Source organism: Nonomuraea sp. NPDC003709, assembly GCF_040610775.1.
GTDB classification, from domain to species: Bacteria; Actinomycetota; Actinomycetes; order Streptosporangiales; family Streptosporangiaceae; genus Nonomuraea; species Nonomuraea angiospora_A.
Genome location: NZ_JBEXMW010000024.1, coordinates 67,606 through 80,027, shown reverse-complemented (window position 1 = coordinate 80,027; position 12,422 = coordinate 67,606). Strand labels below are relative to the sequence as shown.

Genomic DNA, 12,422 nt, shown 5'->3' with positions numbered 1-12,422 from the left:
GTAGCTTGGGCGCACCGGGAGGGGGCAGGTGATGGCGGACGAGGCGACGGCGGCGGGCGAGGCGACGGCGGGCGAGGCGACGGCGGGCGAGGCGACGGCGACGGCGGCGGAGCTGCTGGCAGCGGCGCGGGGTGGGGACGACCTGGCGTTCGGGCGGCTGGTCGGGCCGCTGCGGGACGAGCTGCGGGCCCACTGCTACCGGATGCTGGGGTCCGTCCACGACGCCGAGGACGCCGTGCAGGACACGCTGGACCGGGCGTGGCGGAACCTGGCGCGGTTCGAGGACCGCGGGTCGATCAGACCGTGGTTGTACAGGATCGCGACGAACAGGGCGCTGACGCTCATCGAGAGCCGGGGCCGCCGAGAGCTGCCCGCCGACCTCGACCCGGCCGGTGGCGAGGTGGCGTGGCTGGAGCCGTACCCGGACAGTCTGATGGCCTGGACGGCGGGACTCGGACCCGAGGCGCGGGCGGTGGCCAGGGAGAGCGTGGAGCTGGCGTTCGTTGCGGCGCTGCAGCACCTGTCGGCCGTGCAGCGGGCCGTGCTGCTGCTGCGCGACGTCCTCGGGTACGCCGCCCGCGAGGTCGCCGACCTGCTGGACACCACGGTCGCGGCGGTCAACAGCGCTCTCCAGCGGGCCAGGAAGAACCTCGCCGAGCTGCTTCCCCCGAGCACCCAGCGGCAGACCCTCGGCGAGCTGGGCGAGGCGGGGAGCCGGGAGCTGGCCCGCAGGTACGCGGCCGCCTGGGAGGCCGGGGACTTGGACGCCATCGTGGCCATGCTGGCCGAGGACGCGAAGTACTCGATGCCGCCGCTGGCGGCCTGGTTCGAGGGGCGCGACGGGATCCGCGGGTTCCTGCTCGGCGGGCCGCTCAAGGAGCGCTGGCGGATGCTGCCCGCGCGGGCCAACGGGCAGCTGGCGTTCGGCACGTACATGTGGGACGAGAGGCGGGCGGCCTACCTCCCGGCCGGGCTGGACCTGCTGGTGGTGCGGGGCGGTCAGGTGGCGGAGGTGGTGTCGTTCCTGGAGGCCGATTTCGCCGGTTTCGGCCTTCCCGAGGAAGTGCGATGAGTTTCGGGATCCGCCCGGGTTGTACGTCCGGAACGAAGGTATCGACCCGGAAGGACCCCACCCATGTCCACGAACGAAGACCAGATCCGCGACCTCGTCCTGCGCTGGGCCGAGGCGGTGCACCGCGGCGACCTGGAGACGGTCCTCGCGGACCACGCGGCGGACATCGTGATGTTCGACGTGCCGGAGGACGTTCGCGGCATCGAGGCGTACGAGAAGGCCTGGCCGCCGTTCTTCGAGTGGCAGGCGCGGGGAGCGGCGTTCGAGATCGAGTCGCTGGACGTCGTCGCCGGTGACGGCGTCGCCTTCGCGTACGCGCTGCTGCGGTGCGGCATGCCCGCCGACGACCGGCGGCTGCGGCTGACGCTCGGCCTGCGCGAGGAGGGCGGCCGGTGGGTCGTCGCGCACGAGCACCACTCGTTCCCGATCGCCGACGACGGGGCGGCCGTGCGGGAGGTGCGCGGGGTGCACGAGCGGTGGTACGCGGGCACCGCGGCCAAGGACCTGGACGGCATGATGGCCGCCATCGCCGACGACGTCGTGTCGTACGAGCACGACGTGCCGCTCGAGTACGTGGGCGTCGAAGCGGTGCGGGAGGTCTGCGCGCGCGGCCTCGACGAGGGCCCCGACGTCCGCTTCGACATGCCGGAGCTGAGGGTCATGGCCCGGGAGGACCTCGCGGTCGCGTGGGGGCTGAACCGGGTGCGCGTCGGCGGGGGCGGTGAGACGTGGTCGCGGGGGACGCGGGTGTTCGAGCGGCGTGACGGCTCCTGGGTGATGATCCACCAGCACGTCTCCTACCCGTACGACCCGGCCACGGGCGAGGCGCGAACCGACCTGCGCCCCGGGCCTGCCCGGCGCTAGGCGGGCGGCAGGACGGTGGCGAGCATGGTGTCGAGGGCGCGCTGGGACGTCTGTAGCCGCTCGATCGTCCCGGCGATGCGCTCGCGCTCTTTCCGCAGGTTGTTCACCATGCCCGGGCACGCCGTCGGCACCATCGCGTCGCCGTCGTCGTGGACGCAGGGCAGCAGGAGGGCGATGACGGTCGTCGGGAGCCCGGCGGCGAGCATCGTACGGATGTGGCGCACCGACGCCACGTCCGGCTCGCCGTACTCGCGGTAGCCGTTGGGCAGCCGCACCGGCCGCAGCAGCCCCTGCTCCTCGTAGTAGCGCAGCAGCCGCCTGCTCACCCCGGTGCGGCGGGCCAGCTCTCCGATCTTCATGTGCTCCTTGACCTTCACATCGATGTGACGCCTTAGCTTCCGATCACAACAACGGAAAGGAGCCGATGATGCCTGGAGTTGTGATCATCGGAGCGGGGCCGGGGATCGGCCGGTCCGTCGCCCGCCGGTTCGCGCGGGAGGGGCTGCCGGTCGTGCTCGTCTCGCGTACCGGCACGACGCTCGACCTGGACGGGGTGCTCGCGTACAAGGCCGACAGCACCGACGAGGACCAGCTCAGGGCGGCCCTCGACGCGGCCGCCGCCGAGCTGGGCACGCCGGACGCCGTGGTCTACAACGCCGCGATCATCCGGCCGGACGCGCCGGGCGAGGCGAGCGTGCGGGCCCAGCTGGACGCCTGGGCCGTGAACGTGGTGGGGGCGCTCGTCGCGGCCGCGCACGTGGCGCCCGCGATGGCCCGGCGCGGCAGCGGGTCGTTCCTCATCACCGGGGGGATGCCCGAGCCCAAGGCCCGGTACGTCAGCCTCTCGCTCGGCAAGGCGGGCGTGCGGACGCTGGTTGCGCTGCTCGACCAGGAGTACGGGCCCTCGGGGGTGCACGTGGCCAGCGTCACCGTGGCCGGACCGGTCGCGCCCGGCACGGCCTTCGACCCCGACGACATCGCCGAACACTACTGGCGCCTGCACACCCAGCCTCGGGAACGGTGGGAACGGGAAGTCCTCCACGACGGCACGGCATCACGTCCGTGAGGCTGTCGAGCCGCAGGAGCTGGCGACGGCACGGCATCAGGCTGCCGAGCTGCGGGGCGTGAGTTTCCAGAGCCGACGGCGGTACGGCATCACGTCGGTGAGGCGGTCGAGTCGCGAGGCGTGAGTTTCCAGAGCCAGCCGATCGCGTCGAGCCCGAGCCGTCCGGCCACCCGCTGGGAGGAGTGGTTGTCGGCACTGGTGCTGTAGAACAGGCGGATGCCCGGCAGCAGGCCGGCCCACGCGGCGGTGGTCGCCGCCGCGTACCCGCGGCCCCGGAAGGCGGGCGAGGTCCAGGTGCCCGCCTCGGCCCCCTCGGGGGTCAGCCGGGCGCTGTGGCAGATCGCGGCCACCTGTCCGTCCTCGACGATCATCGCCCAGGGCGCGCCCGCGCCGCCGGCGAGGAGCTCGTCCCACTCCCCGGGCTCCCAGTTGGCGGGACGCAGCGGGCGCAGACGTACGGCGTGCGACGGGTCGTCCGACCTGATGATCTCGGCGGGCGCCTCGAACCTGAGCGGCGGACGCACCAGATAGCACGGCCCTCCGGACACCGCCCGCCCGCCGCCCAGCAGGGCGTCACACCGCGCCAGGATGTCAGGCGGGTGGCCGGGGGACGACGGGACGCCTTGGGAGACGAGGTCGAGAAGCTGCGTGGCGACCGGGTCGGGCACGTCGGCGCGGACCGCGGCGGTCATGCCGTCGGCCGCCACGCCGATCACCAGCTCCTCAGGCCCCGGCAGGCGGCCTCGGTCGTCGAGATGCCAGATGACGCCGAGCTCGACACGGAGCAGATCGACGCTCATGACCCCTCCGGCCCTGGCAGGTGGCCCCGGCCGTCGAGGCACCAGATGACGCGGAGCAGATCGACGCTCATGACTCCACCGGCCCTGGCAGGCAGCCTCGGCCGTCGAGGCACCAGACGACAGCGAGCAGGTCGACGGTCATGATTCCACCAGTGTGAACGCGGCGCTGGCTGCCACCCTGCCGTTGACGATCACGTCGAGCTCCCGGGTGCCCGGAGGCTCGTCGCGGGTGGTGACCGGGCGGAAGGAATGGCTCTTGCGCACGGTGAACGTCGTGCCCGGCCCCTCCGCCTCCCGCCGGCCCAGGTGGAACACCCGGCGCGAGCCCGCCCGCCGGATCGCGTACTTGAGCAGCACAGGACCCGGCGCGCCCGCCGTGACCGTGACGGCGAAGGCCAGCCTCCCGCCGACGGCCACGGTGTCGGAATCGAGGGCCAGCAGGTCGACCGCGCCGCTGCCCGGGGTGGCGCCCACCAGCGCCAGCGCCTCGGGATGGCCGGAGCGCAGCAGCCCGCGTACGGCGTGGCGCAACACCTTCTCCACGTGCGAGCCGCCGTCGGAACGCCATCGGGCCAGCAGCTCCAGCGCCACCTCCGGATGGTCCTTGGCCAGGTCGTTGACGTGGTTGGCGACCGAGCGGCGGACGTATTCGCTCGGGTCGTCGCGCAGCCGGTCGAGCAGGGGCAGGGTCGGCCCCGGCGCCATCAGCCAGCGCACCCGGGCGCCCCACGGCAGCCGCGGGCGCGACCCCTCGGAGGCCAGGCGGCGCAGATGCTCGTCGGGGGACTCCGCCCAGCCGTACATGATCTTGAGCGCGTCGTCGCGGTAACGCTCCAGGTAGGGCCGTACGGCGAACTCGCCCGTCGCGTACGGCGTGAGCACGGCCAGCGTGCCCATCCCCGCCTCCAGGTGATCGAGCCCCTGGACGGCCGAGTGATCGGTGGCCGGCCAGCCGCTCCACATGTCCAGCGCGACCCGCGAGGCGCACTCGCGCACGACCTCGGCGGCCTGCGGATAGGGCAGCGGCAGCGCGTCGTGCAGGGCCGCGGCGACATGCCGTACACGGTCCTTGAGCTCGAATCCGTCCAGCCCTGTCAGGGCGCGCGCGGTGAAAGCGGCCCGTGGGAACGGCGACCAGGCGGCGGCCAGCCCGTCGGCCAGCACGGATATGGACTCGGCGTTGATCATGTCCTTGAGCGGTTGAGGCACGCGCCCACTGTGCCAGCCGCCACCGACAATCCGTCAGCCCTGCCGGGAGACAATGCCTCAGCCCTTGCGGGAGGCATTCCCCCAGCCCTGTCGGGACAGTCCTCAGCCCTGTCGGGACAGCCCGAGGAAGTAGGGCCGCATCGAGGGATAGTAGTCGTCGAAGTCCGGCGTGGGGGAGCCGTCGCGGGAGGCCACGAGCATGTCGAGGTAGTACTCCCAGCCGGGGCCGACCTCGCCGATCGCGTCCTCGGTGTCGAGATGGTGGACGAACCGCAGCTCCGTCGTGCCGTCGCGCTCCTCCAGCAGCAGCTCGACCCGCCAGGCCCCGAACTCGTCCAGCGCGGACAGGGCCAGCCGCCTCGGCGGTTCGCATGCCTCGATGCGCATTTCGGACCAGGGGGCCTGCTCCTCGTACACCAGCCGCACCTTGATCGTCTGGCCGGGCGCGCCGTGACCCTCCCACGGGCCGAACCAGCGAGCGGTGCGGTCGGATTCGGTGATGCTGGCCCACACGTCCTCGGCGGGCGCGCGGAACGTCCGGCTGAGAACGAGGTCGTTCCCCTCGCTCGTCCCGAACAACCGGCCGGTGGGGATACGGTTCATGCTGATTCTTCCTCTCTGCTGCTCTTGGTCCCGGTGGTCGGGCGGCGCTCGCGGCGGGTCCGGTAGACCTCGGTCTCCAGCGCGTCCAGGCGGTGCTCCCACCCGGAGGGCCGGCCGAACTGGGCGAGCCAGGTGATGAGCTCGTCGAACTGCTCGGGTTCGAGCGCGTAGAAGCGCTGCCTGCCGATCAGCTCCGCGCGAACCAGCCCGCTCTCCCTGAGCACCCGCAGATGCCTGCTCACGGCGGGCCGGCTGATGGCGAACCGCTCGGCGACCTCCCCGGCGGACAGTCGCCCGTCCCTGAGCATCTCCAAAATCTGCCGCCGCACCGGGTCCGCGATCGCCCCTGCCACCTCGTCCACGGTGAAAGCGTAACCTACTGGTTACGCGTTCGCCAAGCGCGTCTTCCTGGACGGCGCCCGCTCGCGCGCGTGGAACGCGACCCAGCACACCGCCAGCGCCAGCCCGAACACCGGCACCCAGCCCAGCCGGGCCAGCACCCACTCCGGCCCGTCGGGCACCGTGTGCAGGCCGGGGAGGGCTTCGCCCGTGAGCAGCCCGAGCGCGGTGACCAGGATCATCGCGCTCTGGTGCCACAGGAAGATCGTCATCGCGGACAGGTTCACCAGCGCCACCGCCGCCCACACGACCGGCCGCCGCAGCACCCGGCGCAGCGGGCCGAGCAGGAGCAGGGCCGCCCCGCACTGGGCCAGACCGAAGGAGACGGCCGCGAGCGTGGGCGGGTCGAGGTTGGAGACGGCGGCGCCGGGCACCCCGACCATGGCCGCCGGATACCCCGCCCCGACCACCAGCCCCACCGCTCCCACCGCCCCGCCGACCAACAACACCCACCCGGCGGTACGACTCCGCAGCGCCCCGCGTGCCCAGGCCGCCCCCAGGCAGTACGGCACCAGCCACCCGGCCACGACGTTCACGGATCCGAGCGACTCGCTCAGTCCGTGGGACTCCAGCCACCCGGCCACGACCTTTATGGATCCGAGCGAGTCGCTCAATCCGTGGGACGCCGGCCACCCGGCCAGGGCGCTGACGGCGCCGACCCACGAGGACCCGCCCACGCCGTACCGGACCAGATCGATCACCGCGACGGTCACCAGCGGCCACATCGGGTGTAACCGGGCCACCAGGGGAGTCGCCGCCGTCAGCACCGCGAACACCACCAGGAACCACATCGGCGACACCACCAGCTTGACCAGCCTGGCCACGGTCACGGTGTCGGCTCCTGCGGCCAGCATCCCGGCCACCGTCACGCTCCAGACCGCCAGCACCACGCCGACCGGCCGGAACAGCCGCGCCAGCCGGGCGCCCAGCCACTGCCGGTACGTCCCGGCCGCCGCGCCCCGGCTCCTCGCCGCCGCATACCCGCCCACGAGGAAGAACACCGCCAGCGTCTGGAACAGCCAGGTCGCGGGGGCCAGCTGCGGCATGTGCCGCAGCGGGCTGGCCACCCGTATCGCGCCGCTGTCGAGCACCAGCGCCGTCACCAGCCAGTGCCCGAGCACGACACCACCGATGGCCACCGCCCGGAGAGCGTCGATGGCGCGGTCACGATCGGGCGGGGTGTCACGCTCGACGCGCCGCACGAGGTCACGCAACGGCGCGAGTACCTGGTGCCGCCCGGTCGCGGCGGCGCGGCCGACCCGCGATGCGAGGTTGCACATCGGCTCACCGGCGCGGCGCTGCTCGGGCGAGCCGCCGTGGACAGCCCGCCGCACGAGGTCACGCGATAGCGCGAGGGCCCGGCGCCGCCAGGGCCGCGCGCGAGCGGGGTCACGCATGACGGCCCACCTCGCGGACGGCCTGCCCGGTGACGATCCTGGCGATGTTCTCCAATGCCGGCGAACCGGACCTGAGATAGTCGCTGTGCCCACCGCCGCCCGCCGCGAAGACATGGGCACCGAACTTCGGGGACACCGGATCGGTGCCGAACCCGGCAGTGAGGAAGGGCAGACGGAGCCGTACGTTCGGGATGCGCGCGACCCAGTCCCCGCCGCCCCGGCCGGCCCAGACGGTGGCCCTCGTCCGCAGGGCGGCGACGTCGGGCGCGATCACGCCGGGGCTCCCGTACAGGACGATGTTGCCGACATCCAGCCCGGGCGCGGCCCGCGCGCACACCACGGAACCGTACGAGTGACACAGCAGCGAGATCGCGGCGGCAGGCTTGGCGGCGGCGAGCTCCCGTACGAACGCCCGCAGCCCGGGGACGGCCCCATCGGCCCAGCCGGCCGACATCGCGGCCAGACTGACGGTGCTCGGGGTCCGGTATCCGAGCCATGCGATGACGGCGGCCCGATCCCCGAGCGCCTCCCGCAGCCGCATGGCTCCGCCGCGAAGGAGTCCGTACTTGTCGAGATTGGTGTCGGAGCCGGGGACCAGGACGGCGATCCTGCCGGCTGTCGCCAGATCGCCGAACACCTCGACGGCCCGGCCGCCATCACGCCCGTCGAAGGCCAGGAACCGGCGGGACGCATCCGCCATGTCCCGCAACATCGCAGCCCGCCACAGATGCCCATACCGGACCGCCATCCGCTCAGCCGCCCGGATGTCCTCCCTGCTCGCGGCATATCGCCGCGCAAGGGCAGCGGGAGCGGCACTCGGGAGCGTCCCGAGATGATCGGGTACGGGCGCCGCCACGGCCCCCGGCCACGCCGCCCCCGAAACCGGCACGCCCACGGCGACGGCGACGAACGCACCAACCAGAAAACGCCACCAAGTCCGTCCCCGAAGCGCTCCCCCCTCCCTAGCCCTCAGCCACCTCCTCCCACACCCCCACTCAATCCGGGCGCACCACGCTGGTGGCTTCGCGTTGAACCGTGTTTGCCTGTCCGACCAGCTTGTCGGCCTCGCGCACCACGCTGCTCGCCTCGCGTTCGGCGGTGGCATCCCTCTCAGCCAGGTGCGCCACGTCGCCGGCTTCGCGTTGGACGGTGTTTGCCTGACCGACCGGCCCGTCGGCCTCGAGCACCACCACGTCCGCCTGGCTGACCACCATGGCGGCCTTACCTGTGTCGCCCGGCCGGCTCGGGTCGCGGTCCCGCTACATCGGACTTCTTCATGAACTTCGATCACCCAGGCGACGCTGCCGCACCCGACATCCCCGCCACATCGAACCCACGACCGCATTCCAACGACCCAGGGTGGACCCAAGATGTACGACCGTGGTCCGATGCCCCGCCCAACATCACGCAGCTACCATCGGCCCATGCAGGTCACCCCACCCCTCCCGCTCCTGAGGCGAGTGCCGTCCGGCCTCTGGACGGCACTGGCCTGGTGTGCGGGCCTGGCGCTCACGTTCCTGATGCGCGTCAGGCTGCCAGGTGAGGCGGAGCCCGCCTACAGCCCCGGTGCGTTGCTCTACCGCTGGGACGGCCTGTCGTTCCTGATCGTGGCCACCGCGCTGGTCGTGGCGGGCAGCATCCTGCTGGACCGCCGCCCACTCCCGGCCCTGACCCTGCTGCTGGCCGCCTCCGCCGTGGCGTGCATGCCCCTGGGCGTAGCAGAGATCCCTTCGGCCCAGTTCCTGGCAGTCGACGCCGCCCTTTACTTCGTCGCGGCCACCGCCCCACGCCGTACGAGCATCGCCGCCATCACCATGGCGCTCATCACGCTGGCGGGCTATCTAGGGACGCGGCTGCTCTTCGGCTGGGTCGTCGGGACCTCGGCGGAGCTCGCCGTGGCCATGACGGCCGTCATCGCCTGGCTGGTCGGCCGCTCGGTGCACCAGGCCCATGTTCATGCCGAGAGCCTGCGGATCCAGGCCACCGCCCAAGCCATCACCAGCGAACGCCTCCGGATCGCCCGCGAGCTCCACGACATGGTCGCGCACAGCATCGGCATCATCGCCCTGCAGGCGGGTGCCGCCCGGCGAGTGATCGACACTCAGCCAGTACGCGCCCGCGAAGCGCTGGGCGAGATCGAGACGGTCGGCCGCGAGACACTGTCCGGCCTACGCCGGATGCTGGGCGCCCTCCGCCACCCCGAGCCACCCCACCCACGAGAAACGACACTCACCACTCACCCCAATCCAGCCCACCCATCGCAGAGCGAGCCGTCCGCCCGCTCCGCACCGGTCGACCAGCAACCCGGCACGCTGCCCATTCCAGCCCAGCCATCGCAGAGCGAGCCCTCCGGCCACTCCATGCCGGTCAACCAGCAACCGGGCGCGCTGCCTGATCAGCCCGCACCGACCGAGCAGCGACCGGACGCGTCGTCCAGCCGATCCGCGCCGGTCGAAGCAGGGCCCGCCCATCGCACGCCGGTTGAGTCGGGGTCGGGTGCTCCGTTCAGCGGGCCCGCGGTGGTTGAGGAGGGGTTCGGTCGGGGTGCGCCGGTTGAGCTAGGGTCGGGTGCTTCCTTCGGTGGGTCTGCGGTGGTTGAGGAGGGCTTCGGCCGTTATGCGACGGTGGAACTGAGGCCGGGTGTGCCCCTCGACCGGCCTGCAGCGACCGGGCTGGTTGAGCAGGGGGCAGGCCGGTGCGGGCCGATTGAATCGGGGCCGGATGGGTCTTTCGGCGGGTTTGCGTCGGCTGAGGAGGGCCCGGATGTGGCGCTCGGCCCGCCTGCGCAGGTCGAGCAGAGGCAGAATGCATTGGCCGGGTGGAGCCAGCAGGGGTTGCTCGGCTCGCAGGGGTTGCTCAGCCCGGATGGGTCGCTCAGCCCGCATGGGTCGCTCAGTCAGCACGCGGCGGTCGAGCTGCCACAGCGGAGACGGTCCGATTACCCCGAATCGGGCCAGGCGCCGCCGGCTGTGCCTCTCGGTCAACCCGAACCTGGCCCCGCACCTTCGACAACCCCGCTCGGCTCCGGCCTGGCCCCGCTTGACTCGGGCCTGGAACTGCTCGGTTCGGGCCTGGCCCCATTTGACTCGGGCCTGGCGCCGCTCGACTCGGGCCTTGCCCCGTTTGACCCGGGCCTCGCCCCGGCTGGGCTGGCCGACCTGGAGCGGCTTGCCGCGACGACGACGGCCGCCGGTGTTCAGGTCCAGGTGCGCTGGCGGGGTGTACGGCGTTCGCTCCCTCCGGAGATCGACATGTCCGCCTACCGCATCGTCCAGGAGGCGGTCACCAACGTCACCCGCCACGCCGAGCACCCCTCGTGCCAGGTGACCATCGACTTCGGTGATGAGGAGTTGGCCATCGAGGTCATCGACCCCGCACCCAGCCCCCACCCCAGCCTTCCCCCGGACCCTGGTCTGGCTCTTTCCTCGGGCCCCATCCCGGCTCTTTCCTCGGGTCCCAGTCCGGTTCTTTCCTCGGACCGTAGTCTGGCTCTTTCCTCAGACGCCGGTCCGGGTCTTTCCGCGGGCTCGGGTTCAGGTTCTTCTTCGGGCCGCAGGCTGGCTATTTCCTCCGACTCTGGTTCGGGTCTTTCCTTGGGCCGTAGTCCGGGTCCTTCCTTGGACCCCGGTTCGGGTTCTTGCCCGGACCCAAGCCGGGGCGTTGCCGCAGCTCCCGCTCACGATCTCAACTCCGCCGTCGACCCCACTTCCCCCTTCGGTCCCAGTTCCGACGCCAGCCTCGGTCCGGGCCCCGGTCCTGGTCTCGGTGCTGTCACTGCCCACAGGTCCGGCTCTGGTGCTGGGCGTGGTTTTGGGTTTGGGGGTGGTCGGGGGCCAGGTCGGGGGCGTAAGGCGGGGGTTGGGTATGGTCTGGTCGGGATGCGTGAACGAGTGGCTCTGCTGCATGGCGTCTTCTCTGCCGGGCCACGTCAGGAAGGCGGGTTTCGGGTGGTGGCACGCTTGCCCGCACCGGCGCGGGTGCGATGAACGTCCGTGTCCTGCTGGCCGACGACCAGCCGCTCATTCGGACCGCCCTGCAGATGGTCATCACCGACGCGCCGGATCTCGAGCTCGTTGGCGAGGCGGGAACGGGTACGGAGGCGGTTCGCCAGACCGAGGAACTGCGGCCCGATGTCGTGGTGATGGACATCCGCATGCCTGGCATGGACGGCATCGAGGCCACCCGCTTGATCACAGCCGGCCCCACCGATGCCCGCGTCATCGTCCTGACGACGTTCGACGAGGACGATTACGTGTATGGGGCGTTGCGGTCCGGGGCGTCGGGGTTTCTCGTCAAGGACATGGCGCTTGATGACATTCTTGCGGCGATTCGCGTAGTCGCTGCGGGAGATGCCCTGATCGCGCCTAGTGTCACCCGTCGGCTGATCGAGGAGTTCGCTGCTCGCCCTCAGCCCGGTCCTCACCATCGGTCCCTCGACGGCATCACCGATCGGGAACGCGAGGTGCTGACCCTCATCGCCCGTGGGCTGTCCAACACGGAGATCGCCACCGACCTGGTTCTGAGCGTTGCCACGATCAAGGCGTACGTGACGAGGCTGCTGACCAAGCTGCACGCCCGTGATCGCGTTCAGCTCGTCATCATCGCCTACGAGGCGGGCCTGGTGTCAGCGTCCCGCGACGGATAGGTCGCTTTGCGACGACGAGCCCTTCGCCGGGTGACGTAGTTTCCGGCAGGCGTCTGGCGAGAAGCTTTCCCTCGCGTGGGGGGGAGGTCTGTCGGAGGGGGTCGGTTGGATCTGCCGGGAGAGGTCTGCTGGAGGGGGTTGTCGGGGGGCGGTCGGCCGAGAGGGTCGCTGGAGGGTGGTCGGGCGAGAGAGCTGCCGGAGCGATGGGCAGGGACATCGGACCGTTAAGGCCGGACCGGACACTTGCGAGCGGGAGGAACCCCGCTCCCGCAACCCCGCTCCCGCAACCCCGCTCCCGCAACCCCGCTCCCGCAACCCCGCTCCCGCAACCCCGCTCCCGCAACCCCGCTCCCGCAACCCCGCTCCG

12 protein-coding genes and 2 pseudogenes are annotated in these 12,422 nt (G+C 71.9%); 6 read left to right on the top strand and 8 right to left on the bottom strand.

All coding sequences use genetic code 11. The features are described from left to right. Positions 1-31: 31 nt before the first annotated feature. Entirely contained in the window at positions 32-1,072 is a 1,041-nt protein-coding gene (locus tag ABZX61_RS50190) for a sigma-70 family RNA polymerase sigma factor (protein ID WP_355206241.1), read from the top strand. Between the two features lie 63 nt (positions 1,073-1,135). After that, the gene (locus tag ABZX61_RS50185) at positions 1,136-1,936 is read left to right on the top strand and encodes a nuclear transport factor 2 family protein (protein WP_355206238.1); all 801 of its coding nucleotides are present in this window, start codon (positions 1,136-1,138) and stop codon (positions 1,934-1,936) included. Here the strand turns inward: ABZX61_RS50185 and ABZX61_RS50180 are convergent. After that, on the bottom strand, positions 1,933-2,295 hold the full coding sequence (locus tag ABZX61_RS50180) for a MerR family transcriptional regulator (protein WP_350728754.1): 363 nt from the start codon (positions 2,293-2,295) through the stop codon (positions 1,933-1,935). The genes ABZX61_RS50185 and ABZX61_RS50180 overlap by 4 nt on opposite strands. 65 nt (positions 2,296-2,360) lie before the next feature. On the opposite strand from ABZX61_RS50180, the gene ABZX61_RS50175 reads away from it, so the two are divergent. Continuing rightward, a complete protein-coding gene (locus ABZX61_RS50175) occupies positions 2,361-3,002 on the top strand; it encodes an SDR family NAD(P)-dependent oxidoreductase (RefSeq protein ID WP_355206235.1) in 642 nt (213 codons plus the stop codon). 89 nt (positions 3,003-3,091) lie between these two features. On the opposite strand, the gene ABZX61_RS50170 is transcribed toward ABZX61_RS50175, so the two are convergent. The 7 genes from ABZX61_RS50170 to ABZX61_RS50140 form a co-directional block, all read right to left on the bottom strand. Next, on the bottom strand, positions 3,092-3,802 hold the full coding sequence (locus tag ABZX61_RS50170; RefSeq protein WP_355206233.1) for a GNAT family N-acetyltransferase: 711 nt from the start codon (positions 3,800-3,802) through the stop codon (positions 3,092-3,094). 138 nt (positions 3,803-3,940) lie between these two features. Next, complete coding sequence (locus ABZX61_RS50165) at positions 3,941-5,011, bottom strand: hypothetical protein (RefSeq protein ID WP_355206230.1); 1,071 nt, start codon at positions 5,009-5,011, stop codon at positions 3,941-3,943. A gap of 102 nt (positions 5,012-5,113) precedes the next feature. Beyond that, complete coding sequence (locus ABZX61_RS50160) at positions 5,114-5,614, bottom strand: SRPBCC family protein (RefSeq protein ID WP_355206227.1); 501 nt, start codon at positions 5,612-5,614, stop codon at positions 5,114-5,116. Further along, positions 5,611-5,976 (bottom strand): metalloregulator ArsR/SmtB family transcription factor, encoded by a 366-nt coding sequence (locus ABZX61_RS50155; protein ID WP_350728763.1) that lies wholly within the window; start codon positions 5,974-5,976, stop codon positions 5,611-5,613. Before ABZX61_RS50155 ends, ABZX61_RS50160 begins: the two co-directional genes overlap by 4 nt. A gap of 21 nt (positions 5,977-5,997) precedes the next feature. Next, a complete protein-coding gene (locus ABZX61_RS50150; RefSeq protein ID WP_355206224.1) occupies positions 5,998-7,410 on the bottom strand; it encodes an acyltransferase in 1,413 nt (470 codons plus the stop codon). After that, the gene (locus ABZX61_RS50145) at positions 7,403-8,110 is read right to left on the bottom strand and encodes an alpha/beta hydrolase (RefSeq protein ID WP_355206222.1); all 708 of its coding nucleotides are present in this window, start codon (positions 8,108-8,110) and stop codon (positions 7,403-7,405) included. The genes ABZX61_RS50150 and ABZX61_RS50145 overlap by 8 nt, the downstream gene beginning before the upstream one ends. A gap of 295 nt (positions 8,111-8,405) precedes the next feature. Continuing rightward, positions 8,406-8,624 (bottom strand): hypothetical protein, encoded by a 219-nt coding sequence (locus ABZX61_RS50140; RefSeq protein WP_355206220.1) that lies wholly within the window; start codon positions 8,622-8,624, stop codon positions 8,406-8,408. A gap of 156 nt (positions 8,625-8,780) precedes the next feature. Here ABZX61_RS50140 and ABZX61_RS50135 point away from each other — a divergent pair. The 3 genes and pseudogenes from ABZX61_RS50135 to ABZX61_RS50125 form a co-directional block, all read left to right on the top strand. After that, positions 8,781-9,599 (top strand): annotated as a pseudogene (locus ABZX61_RS50135) (histidine kinase dimerization/phosphoacceptor domain-containing protein); the annotation flags it as partial. Positions 9,600-11,270: 1,671 nt separating this feature from the next. Further along, a pseudogene (locus tag ABZX61_RS50130) lies at positions 11,271-11,396 on the top strand (two-component sensor histidine kinase); the annotation flags it as partial. Next, complete coding sequence (locus ABZX61_RS50125) at positions 11,393-12,055, top strand: response regulator transcription factor (RefSeq protein ID WP_355206217.1); 663 nt, start codon at positions 11,393-11,395, stop codon at positions 12,053-12,055. The pseudogene ABZX61_RS50130 and the gene ABZX61_RS50125, both read left to right, overlap by 4 nt. The last annotated feature ends 367 nt before the right edge of the window (positions 12,056-12,422 follow it).